This window comes from Streptomyces sp. NBC_00670 (assembly GCF_036226765.1).
GTDB lineage: Bacteria > Actinomycetota > Actinomycetes > Streptomycetales > Streptomycetaceae > Streptomyces.
On sequence record NZ_CP109017.1, the window covers coordinates 3,729,813 to 3,749,997 of the forward strand.

The 20,185-nt window shown below is 71.1% G+C and carries 18 protein-coding genes and 2 tRNA genes; 11 read left to right on the plus strand and 9 right to left on the minus strand.

The window, feature by feature from the left end; all coding sequences use genetic code 11:
* Positions 1 to 59: 59 nt before the first annotated feature.
* On the minus strand, positions 60 to 608 hold the full coding sequence (locus OIE12_RS16625; protein WP_329136093.1) for a helix-turn-helix domain-containing protein: 549 nt from the start codon (positions 606 to 608) through the stop codon (positions 60 to 62).
* Between the two features lie 184 nt (positions 609 to 792).
* Here OIE12_RS16625 and OIE12_RS16630 point away from each other — a divergent pair.
* Positions 793 to 865: transfer RNA gene (locus tag OIE12_RS16630), tRNA-Ala, on the plus strand.
* A gap of 416 nt (positions 866 to 1,281) precedes the next feature.
* Here the strand turns inward: OIE12_RS16630 and OIE12_RS16635 are convergent.
* Entirely contained in the window at positions 1,282 to 1,986 is a 705-nt protein-coding gene (locus OIE12_RS16635; protein ID WP_329136096.1) for a DUF5324 family protein, read from the minus strand.
* A gap of 188 nt (positions 1,987 to 2,174) precedes the next feature.
* On the opposite strand from OIE12_RS16635, the gene OIE12_RS16640 reads away from it, so the two are divergent.
* Together OIE12_RS16640 and OIE12_RS16645 are read left to right on the plus strand one after the other, a co-directional pair.
* The gene (locus OIE12_RS16640) at positions 2,175 to 2,708 is read left to right on the plus strand and encodes a peptidylprolyl isomerase (RefSeq protein ID WP_329136098.1); all 534 of its coding nucleotides are present in this window, start codon (positions 2,175 to 2,177) and stop codon (positions 2,706 to 2,708) included.
* A 130-nt stretch (positions 2,709 to 2,838) separates the two neighbouring features.
* A complete protein-coding gene (locus OIE12_RS16645; protein WP_329136100.1) occupies positions 2,839 to 3,750 on the plus strand; it encodes a rhomboid family intramembrane serine protease in 912 nt (303 codons plus the stop codon).
* 284 nt (positions 3,751 to 4,034) lie between these two features.
* On the opposite strand, the gene crgA is transcribed toward OIE12_RS16645, so the two are convergent.
* Positions 4,035 to 4,292 (minus strand): cell division protein CrgA, encoded by a 258-nt coding sequence (gene crgA / locus OIE12_RS16650; RefSeq protein ID WP_030376914.1) that lies wholly within the window; start codon positions 4,290 to 4,292, stop codon positions 4,035 to 4,037.
* 153 nt (positions 4,293 to 4,445) lie between these two features.
* On the opposite strand from crgA, the gene OIE12_RS16655 reads away from it, so the two are divergent.
* The 5 genes from OIE12_RS16655 to OIE12_RS16675 all read left to right on the plus strand — a co-directional run bounded on the left by OIE12_RS16655 (position 4,446) and on the right by OIE12_RS16675 (position 8,813).
* Complete coding sequence (locus OIE12_RS16655; RefSeq protein ID WP_329136103.1) at positions 4,446 to 5,321, plus strand: DUF881 domain-containing protein; 876 nt, start codon at positions 4,446 to 4,448, stop codon at positions 5,319 to 5,321.
* 93 nt (positions 5,322 to 5,414) lie between these two features.
* On the plus strand, positions 5,415 to 5,612 hold the full coding sequence (locus tag OIE12_RS16660; RefSeq protein ID WP_199806829.1) for a hypothetical protein: 198 nt from the start codon (positions 5,415 to 5,417) through the stop codon (positions 5,610 to 5,612).
* Positions 5,609 to 6,247 carry an aminodeoxychorismate/anthranilate synthase component II gene (locus OIE12_RS16665; protein ID WP_030376912.1) on the plus strand — a complete coding sequence of 213 codons (639 nt, stop codon included), beginning with the start codon at positions 5,609 to 5,611 and terminating at the stop codon, positions 6,245 to 6,247. The genes OIE12_RS16660 and OIE12_RS16665 overlap by 4 nt, the downstream gene beginning before the upstream one ends.
* A 317-nt stretch (positions 6,248 to 6,564) precedes the next feature.
* Complete coding sequence (locus OIE12_RS16670; RefSeq protein WP_329142006.1) at positions 6,565 to 7,923, plus strand: class E sortase; 1,359 nt, start codon at positions 6,565 to 6,567, stop codon at positions 7,921 to 7,923.
* Positions 7,924 to 8,003: 80 nt separating this feature from the next.
* Positions 8,004 to 8,813 carry a class E sortase gene (locus OIE12_RS16675; protein ID WP_443053839.1) on the plus strand — a complete coding sequence of 270 codons (810 nt, stop codon included), beginning with the start codon at positions 8,004 to 8,006 and terminating at the stop codon, positions 8,811 to 8,813.
* Positions 8,814 to 8,921: 108 nt separating this feature from the next.
* Here the strand turns inward: OIE12_RS16675 and pknB are convergent, their stop codons facing one another.
* The 6 genes from pknB to OIE12_RS16705 form a co-directional block, all read right to left on the minus strand.
* Positions 8,922 to 10,940, minus strand: a complete 2,019-nt coding sequence (gene pknB / locus OIE12_RS16680; RefSeq protein WP_329136109.1) for a Stk1 family PASTA domain-containing Ser/Thr kinase — start codon at positions 10,938 to 10,940, stop codon at positions 8,922 to 8,924.
* Positions 10,941 to 11,109: 169 nt separating this feature from the next.
* Positions 11,110 to 12,594 carry a peptidoglycan D,D-transpeptidase FtsI family protein gene (locus tag OIE12_RS16685; protein ID WP_329136111.1) on the minus strand — a complete coding sequence of 495 codons (1,485 nt, stop codon included), beginning with the start codon at positions 12,592 to 12,594 and terminating at the stop codon, positions 11,110 to 11,112.
* Positions 12,591 to 14,030, minus strand: coding sequence for an FtsW/RodA/SpoVE family cell cycle protein (locus tag OIE12_RS16690; RefSeq protein ID WP_329136113.1), 1,440 nt, complete (start codon positions 14,028 to 14,030; stop codon positions 12,591 to 12,593). Before OIE12_RS16690 ends, OIE12_RS16685 begins: the two co-directional genes overlap by 4 nt.
* A 27-nt stretch (positions 14,031 to 14,057) precedes the next feature.
* Positions 14,058 to 15,566, minus strand: a complete 1,509-nt coding sequence (locus tag OIE12_RS16695) for a Stp1/IreP family PP2C-type Ser/Thr phosphatase (protein WP_329136115.1) — start codon at positions 15,564 to 15,566, stop codon at positions 14,058 to 14,060.
* Between the two features lie 128 nt (positions 15,567 to 15,694).
* Positions 15,695 to 16,219 carry an FHA domain-containing protein FhaB/FipA gene (locus tag OIE12_RS16700; protein ID WP_030376905.1) on the minus strand — a complete coding sequence of 175 codons (525 nt, stop codon included), beginning with the start codon at positions 16,217 to 16,219 and terminating at the stop codon, positions 15,695 to 15,697.
* Positions 16,220 to 16,229: 10 nt separating this feature from the next.
* Entirely contained in the window at positions 16,230 to 17,078 is an 849-nt protein-coding gene (locus OIE12_RS16705) for an FhaA domain-containing protein (protein ID WP_030376904.1), read from the minus strand.
* 543 nt (positions 17,079 to 17,621) lie between these two features.
* On the opposite strand from OIE12_RS16705, the gene OIE12_RS16710 reads away from it, so the two are divergent.
* The 3 genes from OIE12_RS16710 (at position 17,622) to OIE12_RS16720 (ending at position 20,152) form a co-directional block, all read left to right on the plus strand.
* A tRNA-Leu gene (locus tag OIE12_RS16710) sits at positions 17,622 to 17,708 on the plus strand.
* A 134-nt stretch (positions 17,709 to 17,842) separates the two neighbouring features.
* Entirely contained in the window at positions 17,843 to 19,294 is a 1,452-nt protein-coding gene (locus OIE12_RS16715; RefSeq protein ID WP_329136118.1) for a DUF2252 domain-containing protein, read from the plus strand.
* Positions 19,295 to 19,318: 24 nt separating this feature from the next.
* Complete coding sequence (locus OIE12_RS16720; RefSeq protein ID WP_329136120.1) at positions 19,319 to 20,152, plus strand: J domain-containing protein; 834 nt, start codon at positions 19,319 to 19,321, stop codon at positions 20,150 to 20,152.
* Positions 20,153 to 20,185: the final 33 nt, after the last annotated feature.

Here is a 20,185-nt window from a genome sequence, read left to right on the forward strand (position 1 = left end):
TGTGCGACGCGCTCCCTTCGGCCCGGCCCGCCGTCGGCGTGGCGGCCGGGCCGGCGGCGTCAGTTCTGATGGGACTGGTAGTGGGCGACCGCGTCGGAGGTGCGTCCGGCGCCGTACACCCGGAGGAACTCTGCCAGCTCGGGGTGGGTCGGGGCGAGGGTGTCGGCCGCTTCGATGATGTCGCCCGCGGCGGCCACCGAGCGCAGCAGCGACTGGATCTCGCGCACCACCCGCTTGACCGTGGGCGCACCCGAACTGTTCGTCGACTGCGTGGTGTTGTTGAGCACCGAGCCCCCCTGCGACTTCTTGATCTCCTCCATCCGCTCGGTCGCCTCCGCGGCGCTGACACTGCCGTCGACGACCTGTCCCGACAGGTCCTGCAGCAGCTGCACCCGCTGGACCACCGCCGGATTGCCGATCTTGGCCCGCTGACCGCTCATCAGCTGCGACAGCATCGGTGCGGACAGCCCCAGGACGCCCGCGAGCCGTGCCTGGTTGAGACCGAGATCGTCGATGAGCCTACGGAAGAGCGCCCCCAACGGCTCTCCGTACCAGTTCCGCTGAAGCTCCCGCGCTCTTGCGGTGGCTTCTTGTTGTGCGGCGTCCATTGCGTCTCCCCATCGCGCTTCCCCAAGGACTGCGGTTCGCTACAGCGAACCACGCCGAGCATCTTACGGAGCGTGGTCGTTTCCGGGGACCCCCCTCTTTTTGCGAGATACCCGGGGTGACCCGGTACTCTGGTCCCCGGCGCCCGTCGGCAGGTGCATTCCGGCGGCCGGACGCCACCCCTCCGGGGCCTTAGCTCAGTTGGTAGAGCGCTGTCTTTGCATGGCAGATGTCAGGGGTTCGACTCCCCTAGGCTCCACGCACGCGGCCGGCCGGTTGCCCTTTCGGGCAGCCGGCCGGTTCTTTTGTGCCCCTGCGGCCGCGTTCCGCGCTCACTGTTTGCTTTCTTTGCGCAAATACGGAACGCGGTGAACGGAAGCCGACTGGTCGGACCGGTGGCCCGGTCGGAGCCCGGGCGCCTCGACGGGGTCGGGCCCTCACCGTGTGAGCTGGATCAACGTGAAGCGCGTAACCAGAAGAGAGCACTCCGTTAGTGGTCTCCCTGTGGAACTCGCGCACTTGGGACGTTGCAAACGTCATCGCGCACCGAGGGCGTAAACGGGCCCGTGCGCACGTGGTTTCACGTGAAACGACGGCAGGGGTGTGGGGCGGAAGACCCGGAGGTCTTCCGCCCCACACCCCTGCCCGGAGAACCGGACCCGGGCGGAGCCGGATTCAGTGGCGGTCGTCGCGGTCCTTCGCCGCTTCGTCCTCCGCCTGCTTCGCCTGGACCTCGGGGTCCAGCACGGACTTGCCGCTGCCGTCGACCGCCGTCAGCGGTCCGCCGGCCGGGACCTCGGTCGCGGCGGGCGGCTCGACCAGCCAGTCCGGGTTGGCCTGCTTGTCCCACCACTTCCAGGCGGCGACGGCACCGCCGGACAGGACGCCGGCGATCAGCATGCCCTTGGCCAGCCGTCCGGCGCGGGCCCTGCGCTGCTGCTTGCGGACCAGTCGCCGGACGTCCTTGGGCGACACCTGACCGCGCAGCGCGGCGAGCGCGGCGACGGAGCGGGCGGCGGCCTCCTCGCGGACGGGGCCGGTCGCGGCCACCGCCTGCTCGATCCGAGGCCGTGAGTACTCGGCGGCCTGCCGGGCGGCCTTGCGGGTGCGCGCGGCGGCCTCCTGCGCGGCCTGGTCGACCTTCGGCGGCACATGGGCGAGGGCCTGTTCGAGACGGGGTGCGAGCTGGGCCTTGTACTGGACGCGGGCCTGTTCGGCGGCCTGCGACACCTTCGGCGCGAGCCGTACGCGAGCCTCGGTCGCGTAGTGCGCGGCCTTCTCCTTGGCCGTGTCGGCGTAGGGCGCCACCACTTCCGCGGCGTGCAGCACGCTGTCCTTCGCCGAACCGGTCGCGGCGCGCACGCTGTCGATGCGGGTCACGGGTTCCTCCTCCTCGGTGGCGTACGGTAATTCGACTTTCCACCCTTTTACGGATCATGCCTGCGGACGGGGCACCGGGCATGGCGGGGACGGGCATCCGGGTCACGGAAGACGGGCCGGAGCGGCGGACGCGGGGCGCCGGACGTGCGAGGATCGGACACGCACAGGAACACAACGGAAGGCACATCGTGGCCGAGCAGCTCTACGCCACCTTGAAGACCAGCCTCGGCGACATCGAGATCCGGCTGCTGCCGCACCACGCGCCCCGGACGGTCCGGAACTTCGTCGAGCTCGCCACGGGCGAGCGCGAGTGGACCAACCCCGCCACCGGCGAGAAGTCCACCGCCCGGCTCTACGACGGCACGGTCTTCCACCGCGTGATGAGCGGCTTCATGATCCAGGGCGGCGACCCGCTGGGCAACGGCACCGGCGACCCCGGCTACCAGTTCGACGACGAGTTCCACCCGGACCTGTCCTTCAACAGGCCGTATCTGCTGGCCATGGCCAACGCCGGGCCGAACACCAACGGCTCCCAGTTCTTCATCACCGTCTCCCCGACGACCTGGCTGACGCGCAAGCACACCATCTTCGGCGAGGTCGCGGGTCCGGCCGGGCAGAAGGTCGTGGACGCCATCGCCCTCACCGCGGTCAACCCCCGCACCAACCGCCCGGTCGAGGACGTCGTCCTGGAGACCGTCGTCGTGGAGACCCGGCAGTCCTGAGGAGACGGTTCCGGGGAACCGGGGGGACCGGGGGAACCAAGCGCCCCTTCCGTCCGTAGAGTCCGTAGGACCACGGGGGCGGGGAACGCCGTCGTACGGAGGACGAAGAGGACCCGAGAAGGGGAGTGGCATGGACCAGGCGCCAGGCAGCCCGCGGGGGCCGCGCGAGGAGAACCCGCACGGCTCCTCGGAACTGCCCGTCTGCTACCGGCATCCCGACCGCGAGACGGGGATCCGCTGCACCCGCTGCGAGCGCCCCATCTGCCCCGAGTGCATGGTCGAGGCCTCCGTCGGCTTCCAGTGCCCCGAGTGCGTCCGCCAGGGTTCCGGCACCGGTCACCCGCACGCGGTCACCCGCCCCCGCACCCTCGCGGGCGGCACGGTCACCGCCGATCCGAACCTGGTCACCAAGATCCTCATCGGGCTCAACCTCGCCCTCTTCCTGGTCCAGCAGAGCGTCGGCGACGACTTCACCAACCGCTTCGAACTGCTCGGCCAGGCCTCCTACACCGGTTACAGCCCGCTCGAGGGCGTCGCGGAGGGCCAGTACTACCGGCTGCTGACCGCGATGTTCCTGCACGGCGGATACGCGCACATCATCTTCAACATGCTGTCCCTGTGGTGGCTCGGCGCCCCGCTGGAGAAGGCCCTCGGCCGCGCCCGCTTCCTCGCGCTCTACCTGGTCTCGGGACTGGCCGGCAGCGCGCTCAGCTATCTGCTCGCCGCGCCCAACCAGCCCTCGCTCGGCGCCTCCGGTGCGATCTTCGGGCTGTTCGGCGCCACCGCGGTGCTCGTCCGCCGGCTCAACTACGACATGCGTCCGGTGATCGCCCTGCTGGTGATCAACCTGATCCTCACGTTCGGCTGGAGCGGCATCGCCTGGCAGGCGCACATCGGCGGACTGGTCGCCGGTGTCGTGATCGGTTACGCCATGGTGCACGCACCGCGTGAGCGCCGGGCGCTGATCCAGTACGGCACGTGCGCGCTGGTGCTGGCCGCCGTGATCGTCATGACGGTGGTCAGAACCGCGCAGCTCACCTGAGCCGTCGGCCCCCGGCGAGCGCACCCGGAGGGGGCGCGCACGGGGTGCCGCGCGCCGGGTTGTACCCAGCCTTGTCCACAGCGAGTGGCGAATCCTGTGCGGTCCGTGGAGAACAGCCGCGCCCCCTGTTACCGAACGGAGTTTCCGCAGGTGAGCCAGGGGGCGAACAGGTTTCCGGCTTCCGGTGTGTCTGTCACACCGGCGTCAACGGCCGAGGAGTTATCCACAGATCGTCGTTCTTTTTCCACTGGTCGCCGGGGTTGTGGAAAACTCTGTGGACAACCTCATTTCCACTGCGTGGAGACGCCGAACCCGGCGGCGATGAACCCGAAGCCGACCACGATGTTCCAGTTGTCGAGCGCGTCGATCGGGAGTGAACCGTCGGTGACGTAGAAGACGACGATCCAGGCCAGGCCGATGACGAACATCGCCAGCATGACGGGCGCGACCCAACCGCGGTTGGTCAGCTTGATGCTGGCCGCCTGCCTCGACGACGGGGGCGGCGTGTAGTCGGCCTTCTTGCGGATACGTGACTTCGGCACGAGGGTCTCTCCTGTCGATGCGCTGCGTGGCCGCGCAGGGAAACGGGGGCAGGTCCGGAGCAGCGTACAAGGGGTCGGACCAGGGCCCCTCAACACTCCCCCGGGCGTCCGTTAGCGTAGTGCTTCCATGGCGTCCAAGGAGATAAGGGTACGTTGAGCAATTCGGCCGACTCCCCCGAATCCGGTTCCGGCACCCCCGGAACGGGCCCCTCCGCGCCGTCCGCCGGTCCCGTCCCGCCATCCGCCGGACCGGCCGCGCCCTGCGACGGCTCCGCGGACTCAGTCCCCGCCCGCCCGCGCCGCTTCCCCCCGGCCCGGGTGCTCACGGTGGGTGTCTTCGCGCTCGCCGGGCTGCTCTTCTTCACCAGCTTCAACACGGCCAAGGGCACCAACCTCCGCACCGACGCCTCGCTGCTGAAACTCTCCGACCTCATCCAGGAGCGCAGCCAGAAGAACGGACGCCTCGACGAGTCCAACGGCAGCCTGCGCGACGACGTCGAGTCCCTCGCCAAGCGCACCGCCGGCGGCGACTCCAAGGCGGACTCCGCCCGGCTCTCCGCGCTGGAGAAGAACGCCGGCACCCGCCCGCTCAAGGGCGGCGCCGTCACCGTCACCCTCGACGACGCCCCGCCCAACGCCACGGCCAAGCTGCCCGGCTACCCCGAGCCGCAGCCCGACTACCTCGTCATCCACCAGCAGGACCTCCAGGCCGTCGTCAACGCGCTGTGGAAGGGCGGGGCCAAGGGGATCAAGGTCATGGACCAGCGGCTGATCGGCACCAGCGCGGTGCGCTGCGTGGGCAACACGCTGATCCTCCAGGGCCGCGTCTACTCGCCCCCCTACAAGATCACCGCGGTCGGCGACCCGGAGAAGCTCCAGGACGCCCTCGCCGCCTCCCCCGCCATCCAGAACTACATGGTCTACGTCAACGTCTACGGGCTCGGCTGGAAGGTCACCGAGGACGGAACCGTCACCCTGCCCGGCTACAACGGCACGGTGGACCTGCACTACGCCGAGCCCGTGGAGTGACGCCGGCCCCGTAAAACCGCACCCGTCGGCGGTGAAGTGGTCCCGAGGCCCGGAAACCCGGGCCCCCGCGCCGTTAGTCTGGTGCCGTGCGGCGTGAGTCAGGTGCCGTGGTACGAGGGAAGGGACGGCATGTACGGCTGGATCTGGCGGCATCTGCCGGGAAACGCGTGGGTACGGGCGTTCCTCTCGCTCGTACTGATTCTGGCCGTGGTCTACGTCCTGTTCCAGTACGTCTTCCCCTGGGCCGAGCCGCTGCTGCCCTTCAACGATGTGACGGTGGACAACCAGTGAGCGCGCGCATTCTCGTCGTCGACAACTACGACAGCTTCGTCTTCAACCTCGTGCAGTACCTGTACCAGCTGGGCGCGGAGTGCGAGGTGCTGCGCAACGACGAGGTGTCGACCGCGCACGCCCAGGACGGCTTCGACGGCGTGCTGCTCTCGCCGGGCCCGGGCAAGCCCGAGGAGGCCGGGGTCTGCGTCGACATGGTCAGGCACTGCGCCGCGACCGGTGTACCGGTCTTCGGGGTGTGCCTGGGCATGCAGTCGATGCAGGTCGCGTACGGCGGGGTGGTCGACCGGGCGCCGGAACTGCTGCACGGCAAGACCTCGCCGGTCGTGCACGGCGGCACGGGCGTCTTCGCGGGGCTGCCGTCGCCGTTCACCGCGACGCGCTACCACTCGCTGGCCGCCGAGCCGACGACGGTCCCGGCCGCGCTGGAGGTCACCGCGCGCACGGAGGACGGCATCGTGATGGGGCTGCGGCACCGGGAACTCCCGGTCGAGGGCGTGCAGTTCCACCCCGAGTCGGTGCTCACCGAGCACGGCCACCGGATGCTGGCCAACTGGCTGGCGGAGTGCGGCGACGAGGAGGCCGTGGCGCGGTCGGCGGGGCTCGCCCCGGTGGTGGGCAGGGCCACGGCGTGACCGCGCTGCGCCCCGAGCGGGACACCGGCACCGCGAGCGGCGCCGGCCCCCAGGGTTCCCCCTACGGGGCGGGGCAGCAGCGGTGGTACGGGGACGGGGCCCCGGCCACGTACGACGAGACGGCGGTCCTCCCGCCGTACGCCGCCGACGGTACGACGGTGCGGCCGTCGTACGCCGAGGACGGTACGGCCGTGTTCCCGCCGTACCCCGCCGACGAAACGGCGCTCCTGCCGCCGTACGGCGCCGATACGCCTCCGCACGGCACGCCCCCTTACGGCACGCCGCCGGGCCCCGGCGCGGCACCGTACGGAGGGCCGCTGCCCCCGGTCGCGGGGCCGGCGGGGCCGTCCGCGCCGGCGTACGGCCGGCCGGCGGGATCCACCCCCGGGTCCGGCTACGGCGGGCCGGGGGCCCCGTCCTCCGGGCGGACCGGTCCGGCCGGACCGACGGCGGACGGCCGGTCGGCCGGACCTGCCGGGCCCACGGGGCCCGTCGGGCCCGCCGCGGGTCTCGGCGGCTCGCACGCCTACGGCGGAAGCCCGGCCCCTGGACCGGCCCGCCCGGCGGGACCCGGCGCCCGACCCGGCGTCCCCGGACCCGGCGCCGCAGGGCCGGGAGCCGCGGGGCCGGGAGCTCTCGGGCAGGCCGGTCCCGCCGCCGGAGACGCCCTCCGCGCCCGTCCCGCGCGGCACGTGCGGCCGGTGGACGGTGGGCCCGAGTCGCCCGTGGGCGTGCGGGCGCCGGCCGAGGAGCCGGGGGTCGCCGACGGCCCCCGAGCCGCCGCCGGGGACGACGAGACCATGGCCCTGGGACCCTCCGCCGTCGCCGAGGCGCAGCGGCGGGCCGCCGCGGTCGGGGGCGCGGCCGTCGGCGGGCGGGCCGAGCGGCGCAAAGCCGCCAAGCGGCACGGCCGCCGCCCCGCGGAGCAACTGAGTAGGGGGCCCGACGGCGCAGCACCCCCGCTCTCCCGCGTGGAGGCACGTCGAGCCGCGCGGTCCCGGCGGCCGGGGACCGGTGTGCTCGTGAGCCGGGCCGTCGGGGAGCTGTTCATCACCGCCGGCGTGCTGATGCTGCTCTTCGTCACCTACCAGCTCTGGTGGTCGAACGTCCGTGCGCACCAGGAGGCCGGCAGCGCCGCCGAACACCTCCAGCAGGACTGGGCCAGCGGTAAGCGCGCCCCCGGCGTGTTCGAGCCCGGCCAGGGCTTCGCCATCCTGCACATCCCCAAGCTGGACGTCGTCGCCCCCATCGCCGAGGGCGTCAGCAAGACCAACGTGCTCGACAAGGGCATGGTCGGCCACTACGGCGAGGGCACGCTCAAGACCGCGATGCCCGACGCGAAGACGGGCAACTTCGGCCTCGCCGCCCACCGCAACACCCACGGCGAGCCCTTCCGCTACATCAACCGCCTCAAGGCGGGCGACTCGATCGTGGTGGAGACGCAGGACACCTACTACGTGTACAAGATGGCCTCGGTCCTCCCGGTGACCTCCCCCTCCAACACGGCGGTCCTCGACCCCGTCCCGGCGGGCTCCGGCTTCACCAAGGCGGGCCGGTACATCACGCTGACGACCTGCACGCCCGAGTTCACCAGCAAGTACCGGTTGATCGTCTGGGGCAAGATGGTCGAGGAACGCCCGCGCAGCAAGGGCAAGCCGGACGCGCTCGTCCAGTAGCGGCGGCCCGTCCAGTAGCGTGTGCGCGCCAAGCAGGACGTACGGACAACGGAACAGACGGAACAGACGGGGCGGATGCAGTGGGAGCGACGACCGGCCGCGACGAGGGGACCGACGTGCCGTCAACCGGACCGGACCCGGCCCCGGACGCGAACGCCGGTACGGGGAACGCCGGTACGGGCCGCGGCCGCGCCGACCGGCGCCGCCGCGGCGGACCGGTCGCCACGGCGGTCGGGGTCTTCGGCGAACTCCTCATCACCGGCGGCCTGGTGCTGGGCCTCTTCGTCGTCTACTCGCTGTGGTGGACCAACGTCATAGCGGACCGCCAGGCCGACAAGCGCGCCGACAAGGTCCGCCACAACTGGGCCGCCTCCAAGGACGGCAAGGGCCCCGGCGCCCTGGACACCGGGGACGGCATCGGCTTCCTGCACGTGCCGGCGATGAAGAACGGCGAGGTGCTGGTCCGCAGGGGCACGTCCACGAAGGTCCTCAACGGCGGTGTGGCCGGCTACTACACGGACCCCGTCAAGGCGACCCTGCCGACCACCGACAAGACCGGCAACTTCGCGCTCGCCGCGCACCGGGACGGCCACGGGGCGAAGTTCCACAACATAGACAAGGTGGAGAAGGGCGACCCGATCGTCTTCGAGACGAAGGACGACTGGTACGTCTACAAGGTCTTCGCGATCCTCCCCGAGACCTCGAAGTACAACGTCAAGGTCCTCGGGTCGGTGCCGAAGCAGGCGGGCGTGAAGAAGCCCGGCCACTACATCACGCTCACGACCTGCACCCCGGTCTACACCTCCACGTACCGCTACGTGGTCTGGGGCGAGCTGGTCCGCGTCGACAAGGTCGACGCCGACCGCACCCCGCCGAAGGAACTCGACTGAGGGCCCCGGCCCGGTCACGCATCGCGAAGCTCGAGGCACGAAGCAGTACGGCGAAGGCCCCGGCCACCCGCTCCCGGGTGCCAGGGCCTTCGCCGTACCGTGCGGGGCTCAGTCCTGCGTGCGGAACGCCGTGCCGGTGATTCCGCCGAAGAAGTTGGCGCCGCCGTTGCCGTTCCCGCCGCCGTTGTTGTTGCCCCCGCCGCCGCCGGCGGTGGTCAGGTTGACGGTGGTGCCCTTGGCGACCGTGTTGCCCTGTCCGGGGTCGGAGCTGATCACGAAGGCGTTGTCGTCCTGGGAGCCGTTGATCGTCCCGACGTTCAGACCGGCGTTCTGCAGGGCCTCCTTCACGGCCTTCAGACGCTGCCCGATCACGTTCGGCACCTGGACCTGCTCCTGCTCCTTCGCCTTGCCGATCTGGATGGTGACCTGGGAGCCCTTGTCGGCCTTGGTGCCCGCCTGCGGCGAGGTCTGGATGACCTTGCCGACCTTCGAGGCGTCGTCGGTCTCGACCTCGGTGCAGTTGCCGGTGAGGTCGTTCTGCTCCATCTGCCCCTTGGCCGTGTCGCAGTCCTGGCCCGTGACGTCCGGGACCGTCGACTTCGACTCCGCCTTGGCGATGGTCAGGGTGATCGTGGAACCCTTCTCGACCTCGGTGCCGAGCGCCGGGTCCTGGTCGAGGACGGTGTTCGGCTCCTCCGAGGACTCCTTGGTCTTCGTCTTGACGTTGAACTGGTACTTGTCGTCCTCGAGCTTCGACGTGGCGTCGTCGAGGCTGTCGCCGACCACGCTCGGCACCGCCACCTTGGGCGCGCCCGTGGAGACCACCACGTCGATGGTGTCGCCCTTCTCGGCCTCCGACTTGGCGTCCGGGGTCTGCGAGCAGATGTTGCCCTTGGGCTGGTCGTCGCAGGGCTTCTTGGTGGTGGACAGCTTCAGGTCGACGTTGTCGGCCTGCTGTTGCGCGTCGCTGAGGCTCTGTCCGACGAAGTTCGGGACGGTGACCTTGCCGTCGTTGGCGCCGTCGCCGGTGAACAGGTACTTGCCGATGAGGATCGCGCCGATCAGCACCAGCACACCGGCCACGACCAGCAGGATCGTCGAGGTGTTCGACTTCTTCTGGCGGCGCCGGTCGGGGCGGTCGTCGTAGCCGAAGCCGCCGTCGTCCGGGTTGACCGGCGGCAGCATCGTGGTCGGCGGGGCCTGATCCGTGCGCAGGGCGGTGGTGGCCTGGTCGTCGCCGTAGCCGGCGTAACCGACCGAGCCCATGGCGGCGGTGGCGGCGACGGGCTGGCCGTCGAGGCAGGCCTCGATGTCGGCGCGCATCTCGTCGGCCGACTGGTAGCGGTAGTCGGGGTCCTTGACCAGCGCCCGCAGCACGATCGCGTCCATCTCGGGCGTGATCTCGGGGTCGAAGACGCTCGGCGGCTGCGGCTCCTCGCGCACGTGCTGGTAGGCGACGGCGACCGGGGAGTCGCCGACGAACGGCGGCCGGACCGTCAGCAGCTCGTAGAGGAGGCAGCCGGTGGAGTACAGGTCGGAGCGGGCGTCGACCTGCTCGCCCTTGGCCTGCTCCGGGGAGAGGTACTGGGCGGTGCCGATGACGGCCGCGGTCTGCGTCATCGTCATGCCGGAATCACCCATCGCACGGGCGATGCCGAAGTCCATCACCTTGACCTGGCCGGTCCGGGTGAGCATGACGTTGGCGGGCTTGATGTCGCGGTGCACGATGCCGTTGCGGTGGGCGTACTCCAGGCCCTGGAGGATGCCGATGGTCATCTCCATGGACCGCTCGGGCAGCAGCTTGCGCCCGCTGTGCAGCAGTTCACGCAGGGTGGAGCCGTCGACGTACTCCATGACGATGTACGGGATCGAGACCTGGTCGACGTAGTCCTCGCCCGTGTCGTAGACCGCGACGATCGCGGGATGGTTGAGCGAGGCGGCCGACTGGGCCTCCCGGCGGAACCGGGCCTGGAACGACGGATCACGCGCGAGGTCCGCCCGCAGCGTCTTCACCGCCACGGTGCGGCCGAGCCGGGTGTCGTGCGCGAGGTAGACCTCGGCCATGCCACCACGGCCGAGCACCTGGCCCAGCTCGTACCGGCCGCCGAGGCGACGCGGCTCTTCCATGGTTACCTACCAGCCCTCTCCGTCGGTCCCGACCACACCCGCGTGCGGTGAGGCGGTGTGCTGCCGGGCCTACGGTACCCGGCTCGCTCTGCGTGACCTGGCCACTCCCGGCACCCGATACAGGACCGGTATCGCAACGTGCACCGATGTGAAGGGGACGTGACGGGGGTCACTTCTTGCTGTTGATGACCGCCTGCATGACGTTCTTGGCGATCGGCGCGGCCAGACCGCCGCCGGAGATGTCGTCGCGGTTGGCGTTCTCGTCCTCGACCACGACGGCCACGGCGACCGGCTTGCTGCCGTCGGGCATCTTGGCGTACGAGATGAACCAGGCGTACGGCTTCTCGCTGTTGTCGACGCCGTGCTGGGCGGTACCGGTCTTGCCGCCGACGGTGGCGCCGTCGATCTTGGCGTTGGTGCCGGTGCCCTTCTCGACGACGGTCTCCATCATCGACTGCAGGACCTGGGCGTTGTCCTCGCTGAGCGGCCGGCTCATCTCCTCCGGGTCGGTCTGCGACATCACGTCCAGGTTGGGCGCCTGGAGCTTGTCGACCATGTACGGCTTCATCAGCTTGCCGTCGTTGGCGACCGCCGAGGCGACCATGGCCATCTGCAGCGGGGTCGCGGCCGTCTCGAACTGGCCGATCGAGCTCAGCGCGGTCTGCGGGCGGTCCATCTTGGTGGGGAAGACGGAGGCGTTGGAGCGGGTCGGCGTGAACTGCTCCTCGTTGAAGCCGAACTTCTCGGCCTCGTCGGCCATCTTGTCCTTGCCGAGGTCGACGCCGATCTTGCCGAAGACGGTGTTGCAGGAGTACTGCAGGGCGACGCGCATGGTCGCGTCCTTGCAGGGGATGTTGCCCTCGTTCTTCAGCTCGGTCGTGGTGTCCGGCAGCGTGTAGGGCAGCGGGGAGTCGGTCTTCTGGTCCGCGGAGTCGTAGAGCCCGTTCTCCAGCGCGGCGGCGGCGGTGACGACCTTGAACGTCGAGCCCGGCGGGTAGGTCTCGCGCAGCGCTCGGTTGAGCATCGGCTCGGACGCGTCGTTCTTCTTCAGCAGCTTGCTCCACGCCTTGGTGTCGGAGTCGCGGTTGCCGGCGAAGGACGAGGGGTCGTACGACGGGTAGGAGGCCAGGGCGAGGATCGCGCCGGTCTCGGGGTCCAGGGCGACGGCGGCGCCCTTGCCGCCGACCTTCGACAGGCCCTGGTAGGCGGCCTTCTGCGCGGCGGCGTTGAGCGTGGTGACGACGTTGCCGCCCTGCTTCTTCTTGCCCGTGATCATGTCGAGCGTGTTGCGGAAGAAGAGCCGGTCGTCGTCGCCGGTGAGCCAGTCGTCGTCGATGGACTCCAGCTGCGTGGCACCGAAGGCCTGCGAGGCGAAGCCGGTGACGGGCGACCACATGGCGCCGTCCTTGTACGTGCGCTTGTACGCGAAGTCGTTGTAGTTGTCCCCGGAGGTCTTGGCCGACCCGGTGATCGGGGTGCCGCCGACGATGATGTCGCCGCGCGGGGTGGCGTAACGGGCTATGGCCACCCGGCGGTTGAGGGGATCGTCCTTGAGGCTGTCGGCCTTGACGTACTGGAGCCAGTTGTCGCGGATGAGCAGCGTGAGGACCAGCAGCCCGCAGAAGATCGCGATGCGGCGCAGGGGCTTGTTCACGGGCGGACCACCTGGGTCATCTCGGCGTCGGGGTTGGGAGCGGGGGCCGGGGCCGGGCGGCGCGCGGTGTCGCTGATGCGCAGCAGGATGCCGATGAGGGCCCAGTTGGCGATGACGGAGGAACCGCCGTACGCCAGGAAGGGCATCGTCATACCGGTCAGCGGGATGAGGCCCATCACACCGCCGGCGACGACGAAGACCTGCAGCGCGAAGGCGCCGGACAGGCCGACGGCGAGCAGCTTGCCGAACGGGTCGCGGGCGGCCAGGGCGGTGCGCACGCCGCGCTCCACGATGAGCCCGTAGAGCAGCAGGATCGCCATGAGCCCGGCGAGCCCCAGCTCCTCGCCGAAGGTGGCGAGGATGAAGTCGGAGTTGGCGGCGAACTTGATCAGGTCCGAGTTGCCCTGGCCGAGCCCGGTGCCCAGGGTGCCGCCGGAGCCGAAGGCCCACAGGGCCTCCATGGACTGCTCGGAGTGGCCGACCACGCCCTGCTGGCTGAGCTTGTACTCGTGCAGCGGGTTGAGCCAGGCCTGGACGCGCTGCTGGACGTGCGGTTCGAAGGAGGCGACGCCGACCGCGCCGGCGGCGGACATCAGCAGACCGAAGACGATCCAGCTGGTGCGCTCGGTGGCGACGTACAGCATGACGACGAACATGCCGAAGAACAGCAGCGAGGTGCCGAGGTCGGTCTCGAAGACCAGGACCAGGATGGAGATGATCCAGACGACGACGATCGGGCCGAGGTCGCGGCCGCGGGGCAGGTACAGGCCCATGAAGCGGCGGCTGGCCAGGGCGAGCGCGTCCCGCTTGACCATCAGGTAGCCGGCGAAGAAGACCGCCAGCACGATCTTGGCGAACTCACCGGGCTGGAGGGTGCCCAGGCCGGGGATGGAGATCCAGATCTTGGCGCCGTAGACGTTGGCGCCGAGACCCGGGACGAGCGGCAGGACGAGCAGGACCAGCGCGGCGACCATGGAGATGTAGGTGTAGCGCTGCAGGACGCGGTGGTCCTTGAGGAAGACCAGGACGGCCACGAACAGCGCGATGCCCAGCGCCGTGTAGAGCAGCTGTCTGGGGGCGGCCGACACGAAGGTGGGCAGTGCCTGGAGCCGCTTGGACTGGTCCAGACGCCAGATGACGACCAGGCCGAGCCCGTTGAGGAGCGTGGCCAGGGGCAGCATCAGCGGGTCCGCGTACGGGGCGAACTTGCGCACCACGAGGTGCCCGACGCCGGCCAGCAGGCCGAGGCCGACGCCGTAGCCGAGCAGCCCGGGCGGCACCTGGTCGTTGATGGCGAGGCCGACGTTGGCGTAGGCGAACACCGGGATGGCGACCGCGAACAGCAGCAGCGCCAGCTCGGTGTTGCGGCGGCTCGGCGTGCCGATCGAGCCGATCGTGGACGTGTGGTGCGTCGACGTGTTGGTAGTACTGCTCATCGTGTGACAGGGCCCCTCACGGCTTGCCTACTGCTGCTTACCGCACAGCGAGACGACCTTCTGCTCCTCCTCCGAGAGGCTGGGGCCGGGGTTGGGAGTGGGTGCGGTCTTGGACTTGTCCGGCGACTTGGTGTTCGACGGGTCGGGCGTCCCCTTGGACGCCGGCGAGTTCGTGGCGGTTCCCTTGGGGCTGCTGGTCTTGTTCTCGCTCTCGGCCTTCTCCCGGGCGGCCTGCTTCTCGCACGCCGAGGCCTGCACCGCGAGCTCGTCGATCTTCGAGGCGGCGTCCGGCAGTCCGCCCTCGGCGATCGTCGCCTTGACCTGCTTCTGCTGGTAGGGCGGCAGGTACTTGAGTTCGATCTCGGGGTGGTCCTTGTGCACCTTGGAGAGATTCACCCAGGCGAGGTCCTGGCTGATGCCGCGGTACAGCGCCACGTGGTCGCCGTTGGCACCGACGTAGTACTGCGTCTGGGTCCAGCGGTAGCCGCCGTAGGCGCCGCCGCCGATCACGGCGAGCACCAGCAGGGTGTAGAGGCTCCGCTTGACCCACCTGCGGCCCTTGCGGGGCTTTTCGAAGTCCTCGTCGGTGTAGTCGCCGAAGCTGCCGGTGGGCACGTAGCCGGTGGTGTCGCCGCTGCCGGGCGGGCCGAACTCGCCGCCGCCGCCCTGGCCCCGGCCCTGCCTGCCCAGGCCGGCGGCGCGGCCGGCGGGCGTCTGCATGATGCCGTTGTCGTGCGGGTGGTTCTGGTTCTCGGCGACGGCGCCGACCACGACCGGCGTGTCCGAGAGCTGCCCGGCCATGGTGTCCCCGGCGTCCAGGTCGAGGACGTCGGCGATGATCACGGTGATGTTGTCGGGGCCGCCGCCGCGCAGCGCGAGCTGGATCAGCTCCTGCACGGTCTCCTGGGGGCCCTGGTAGCTGGCGAGGGTGTCCTCCATCGTCTGGTGGGAGACGACGCCGGAGAGCCCGTCGGAGCAGATCAGATAGCGGTCGCCGGCCCGGACCTCGCGCACGGAGAGATCGGGCTCGACGTGCTCGGCGCTGCCCAGGGCGCGCATCAGCAGCGACCGCTGCGGGTGCGTGGTCGCCTCCTCCTCGGTGATGCGGCCCTCGTCGACCAGGCGCTGTACCCAGGTGTGGTCCTGTGTGATCTGGGTCAGCACGCCGTCGCGCAGCAGATACGCGCGCGAGTCGCCGACGTGCACCATGCCGAGCCGCTGCCCGGTCCACAGCAGCGCGGTCAGCGTGGTGCCCATGCCCTCGAGCTGGGGGTCCTCCTCGACCATGGCGCGCAGTTGGTCGTTGGCGCGCTGCACATAGGTGCCCAGCGAGGTGAGAATGTCCGAGCCGGGGATGTCGTCGTCGAGCCCGACGATGGTGGAGATCACCTCCGAGGAGGCGACCTCACCGGCGGCCTGGCCGCCCATGCCGTCCGCGATGGCGAGCAGGCGGGGACCGGCGTATCCGGAGTCCTCGTTGCCCTCCCGGATCATGCCCTTGTGCGATCCGGCGGCGAAGCGCAGTGACAGACTCATGCGCACCTCGCCCGTCGGCTCCGGGTACATCCGCACTGTGCCCACCCTCCGGTCGGGAGCGCGCCGGGGGCCGGTTCGCGGCCCGCCGCCGCATGCTCGCTCCGCTCGCGCTCATTCATGACGTAGCACTACTTCCGCAGCTCGATGACGGTCTTGCCGATGCGGATCGGCGCGCCCAGCGGAATCGGTGTGGGGGTCGTCAGCCGGGTCCGGTCGAGATAGGTGCCGTTGGTGGAGCCCAGGTCCTCGACGATCCACTGGCCGTCCCGGTCCGGGTAGATCCTCGCGTGCCGGCTGGAGGCGTAGTCGTCGTCCAGCACGATCGTGGAGTCGTGTGCCCGGCCGAGCGTGATGGTCTGCCCCTGGAGGGCGACCGTGGTGCCCGTGAGGGTGCCCTCGGAGACGACCAGCTTGGTCGGGGCGCCGCGGCGCTGCCGCCCGCCGCCGCCGGACTGCTGGCGCTGCGGCGGGGGCGCCGCCGCCTGGCGCTGGGCCTGCTGCTGCGGCTGGCGCCCGGCCTCCCGGCGCGACCCCCGCTGGGTGACGCGCGTACCGAACAGGTCGCTGCGGATGACCTGCACGGCCACGATCACGAACAGCCACAGTACGGCCAGGAAACCCAGCCGCATGACCGTGAGGGTCAGCTCTGACATTGCCCCCGCTTCACCCTTCGGCTTGCCGGTAAATGATGGTGGTGCTGCCCACGACGATCCGCGAGCCGTCGCGGAGCGTAGCGCGGGTGGTGTGCTGTCCGTCCACCACGATGCCGTTGGTGGACCCGAGATCCTGGATCGTCGAGGGCGTTCCGGTCCGGATCTCGCAGTGCCGGCGGGAGACGCCGGGGTCGTCGATCCGCACGTCGGCGTCGGTGCTGCGGCCCAGCACCAGCGTCGGGCGGGAGATCTGATGGCGGGTGCCGTTGATCTCGATCCAGTGGCGGGTGCGTCCGCCGCCCGCGGGGGCGGACGGCGGCCGGGAGCCGTAGGGCGCGGCGCCGGGACGTCCGCCGGGCGGCGGCGCGGACGGCATGGGGGGCGCTCCGGCGGGCGCGGCGGCCGGCGGGTAGCCGTAGCCGCCGGGGGCGGCGCCGGGGCGTGCGGCCGGGGCGGGCCGTCCGCCGGGGGCCTGCTGGTCGGTGGAGGAGGCGAGGGTGCGGCTGCGGACCCGGTACAGACCGGTGTCCAGGTCCTCCGCCTTCTCCAGGTGGACCTTGATCGGGCCCATGAAGGTGTAGCGCTGCTGCTTGGCGTAGTCGCGGACCATGCCGGCCAGCTCGTCGCCGAGCTGGCCCGAGTAGGGGCTGAGGCGCTCGTAGTCCGGTGCGCTCAGCTCCACGATGAAGTCGTTGGGGACGACCGTGCGGTCGCGGTTCCAGATCGTCGCGTTGTTGTCGCACTCGCGCTGCAGCGCGCCCGCGATCTCGACCGGCTGGACCTCCGACTTGAACACCTTGGCGAAGGTGCCGTTGACCAGACCTTCGAGACGCTGCTCGAACTTCTTCAGGACTCCCATGGGGCACCTCCTCCGTCGTTGCCGCTCTGCCCTGTCTCGTACCGCCCGAGCGGCTCGCGCCGCCCGTGTTGCTCGTACTGCTTACTGATCGTATCCACGCGCCGGGAAATCGGCTGGTTCCCCCTGTCGGCCCGGTCGAAGGGTGTCGGAACGTCCCGGCTCCCGGTGGTCCGGATTCCCGGTACGGCCCCGCTTCGAACTCCTTCCGGGACGGTGTCCCGCAGGGGGGATCGTAGAGGCGGCCGGAGACCAGTGTCCCGCACCCGGCTGTGGAGCCCGCCCGGCTTCCGGGGAGACGGGCGGGACCGGTACGAGGTTGATACGTGACGGGGGGCGCGTTGATACGGAAGGGGCCGGTACGGGCGCCGGCGGGAGGAGAGGCAGGGGGCGGCGGGGAGGGCGCGAGGTGCGGGGGACGTGCCGGACAGGGGTCCCGGGGCCGGGGAAAGCGAGGTGAACCCACCCTTCGCAGCGTGCTAATCTTCTGCATGTCGGAGGGCGACGGCGGCGAAAGACCGGCCGGAACCCGAGGACACACCCAATGCGCGGGTGGCGGAATAGGCAGACGCGCTGGATTCAGGTTCCAGTGCCCGCAAGGGCGTGGGGGTTCAACTCCCCCCTCGCGCACCACACGGAAGTCCCCCAGGTCTCGGACCTGGGGGACTTTCCCCGTTCCGGGGGCCTGCGCGGGGCGTGGTCGTGAGGTATCTCACGGGGTGGGCGCCCGGGGCGGTGATCACGGTTGTACGGTCGTGCCGCAATCGATGTGCGTCACGGGTGTGGGGGAGGCGGTCGGGGTGACCGGTACCGGAGTGGAAGCGGGCGCGGGAGCGGTGCGGATTCCGCACGTGGAGGGGTTCGCCGTGCGCTCCGCGCCGGGGTCGCCGAAGAAGGAGGGCAAGGCGCTGCGCCACCGGGTGCCCCGCGAGGCGCACGCCGCGTACACGCCCGCCCCGCAGCGGCCGGACCCGGTGAGCGCCGTGGAGGAGTCGGGGCGCGGCCGGCTGGCCGAGCTCACGCCGATACGGGTCGGCCGGATGGCCGCGTCGCCGTTCGCCTTCCTGCGCGGTTCGGCGGGCCTGATGGCGTACGACCTCGCCCGCACCCCCGCCACCGGCATCGACGCCCAGATCTGCGGCGACGCCCACGCGGCCAACTTCGGCCTGTACGCCGACGCGCGCGGCGGCCTCGTCATCGACCTCAACGACTTCGACGAGACCGTGTTCGGTCCCTGGGAGTGGGACCTCAAGCGGCTCGTCGCCTCGCTGGTGCTGGCCGGGCGCGAGGCGGGCGCCGGCGAGGACGCGTGCGCGGCGGCCGCGCGGGACGCGGCGGGCGCCTACCGGCGCACCATGCGGCTGCTGGCCAAGCTGCCGGTCCTGGACGCCTGGAACGCCATCGCCGACGAGGAGCTCGTCTCCCACACCGCCGCGCACGACCTGCTCGGCACCCTGGAGCGGGTCTCGGCCAAGGCCCGCGCCAACACCAGTGGACGGTTCGCCGCGAAGTCCACGGAGGACGACGGGGCGGGCGGCCGGCGCTTCACCGAGGCGCCGCCCGTGCTGCGCCGGGTGCCGGACGCGGAGGCGGCGGCCGTGGCGGCGTCGCTGGCGGAGTACCTGACGACGCTGCCGGAGGACCGGCTGCCGCTGCTCGCCCGGTACGCGGTGCACGACGTGGCGTTCCGGGTCGTCGGCACGGGCAGCGTGGGCACGCGGTCGTACGTCGTGCTGCTGCTCGACCACCGGGGCGAGCCGCTGGTGCTCCAGGTGAAGGAGGCGCGCCCCTCGGCGCTCCTGCCGCATCTGGCGACGGCGGGGCACGCCGTGCCGGAGGTGCCGCACGAGGGGCGGCGGGTGGTGCTCGGGCAGAAGCGGATGCAGGTCGTCAGCGACATCCTGCTGGGCTGGACGACGGTGGCCGGGCGGCCGTTCCAGGTGCGGCAGTTCCGCAACCGCAAGGGCAGCGTGGATCCCGCGGCGCTCGCCGCGGACCAGATCGACGACTACGGGCGGATGACCGGCGCGCTCCTCGCCCGCGCCCACGCGCACAGCGCGGACCCGCGGCTGATCGCGGGCTACTGCGGCAAGAACGAGGAACTGGACGAGGCGATGGCCGCGTTCGCCGTGGCCTACGCGGAGGGCGTCGAACGGGACCATGCGGCACTGGTGGCGGCGGTGACGGCCGGCAGGGTGCCGGCGGAGACGGGCGTCTGAGGGGCCGTGTCTTACGCTGGGTGGGTGACGACGCCCGAAGCCGAGCCCACCGCACCCGAACCGTCGGCGGACGGTTCGCCCGAACCGCGCCCGGAGGACCGGCTCGAGCAGGCCGTCAAGGCCGCCGAACACGCCCTGATCGAGTTCGAGATCGCCGTCGACACCTTCCGCATCGAGGTCGAGAACTTCTCCCGCCTGCACCACCAGAAGCTCGGCCCGATGTACACCCGCCTCGACGAACTCGACGCCGAGATCGCCGAGGCCAAGGCGGCCCGCACCGGCGATCCCGAGGACCGCCGCGCCGCCGACGAGGCCCGCGCCCGCGTGATGCCCATGCCCGGCGTGGAGGAGCTCTTCCACGGCTGGATGGACGAGAACGGCCTCTTCCCCGAGGCCGCCGCGATGCTCACCGACCAGCCCGTACGCCCCCCCGAGCGGGTCCGCCCCAGCGACGAGGCCCGCAAGCGGTACCGCGAACTCGCCCGCCGCGCCCATCCCGACCTCGCCCAGGACGAGGACGAGCGCAAGCGCCGCGAGGAGTTCCTCACCCGGGTCAACGCCGCGTACGCCCGCGGCGACGAGGCCCAGCTGCGCGAACTCGCCGAGGAGTGGGCCGCGGGCCCGGCCCCCGCGGAGCGCGGACCGAGCCGCAGCGAGGAGCTGTACGCCCGCCTTGAGTGGCTCGCCCGCCGCAAGGAGCTGCTCACGGTGGTCGCCCGTGAGCTGGAGGAGAGCGCGATCGGGTCGATGCTGAAGATCGCGCCCGACGACCCCGACCGCCTCCTGGACGAGGTCGCCGAGCAGCTCCTGGCCCAGGTCGCCGAGCGCGAGGCCGAACTGGCCCGCTGGCGCGACTGAGCGCGTACGGGTCCCCTACGGCCCCTGTGGGGA

Excerpts from the sequence above, each read along its gene's own strand:
- OIE12_RS16625 (WP_329136093.1), bottom strand. The coding sequence starts at position 608 with ATGGACGCCGCACAACAAGAAGCCACCGCAAGAGCGCGGGAGCTTCAG.
- OIE12_RS16645 (WP_329136100.1), top strand. The coding sequence starts at position 2,839 with ATGGACCAGGCGCCAGGCAGCCCGCGGGGGCCGCGCGAGGAGAACCCG.
- pknB (WP_329136109.1), bottom strand. The coding sequence starts at position 10,940 with ATGGAAGAGCCGCGTCGCCTCGGCGGCCGGTACGAGCTGGGCCAGGTG.
- OIE12_RS16690 (WP_329136113.1), bottom strand. The coding sequence starts at position 14,030 with ATGAGCAGTACTACCAACACGTCGACGCACCACACGTCCACGATCGGC.
- OIE12_RS16695 (WP_329136115.1), bottom strand. The coding sequence starts at position 15,566 with ATGAGTCTGTCACTGCGCTTCGCCGCCGGATCGCACAAGGGCATGATC.
- OIE12_RS16700 (WP_030376905.1), bottom strand. The coding sequence starts at position 16,219 with ATGTCAGAGCTGACCCTCACGGTCATGCGGCTGGGTTTCCTGGCCGTA.
- OIE12_RS16705 (WP_030376904.1), bottom strand. The coding sequence starts at position 17,078 with ATGGGAGTCCTGAAGAAGTTCGAGCAGCGTCTCGAAGGTCTGGTCAAC.
- OIE12_RS16715 (WP_329136118.1), top strand. The coding sequence starts at position 17,843 with ATGTGCGTCACGGGTGTGGGGGAGGCGGTCGGGGTGACCGGTACCGGA.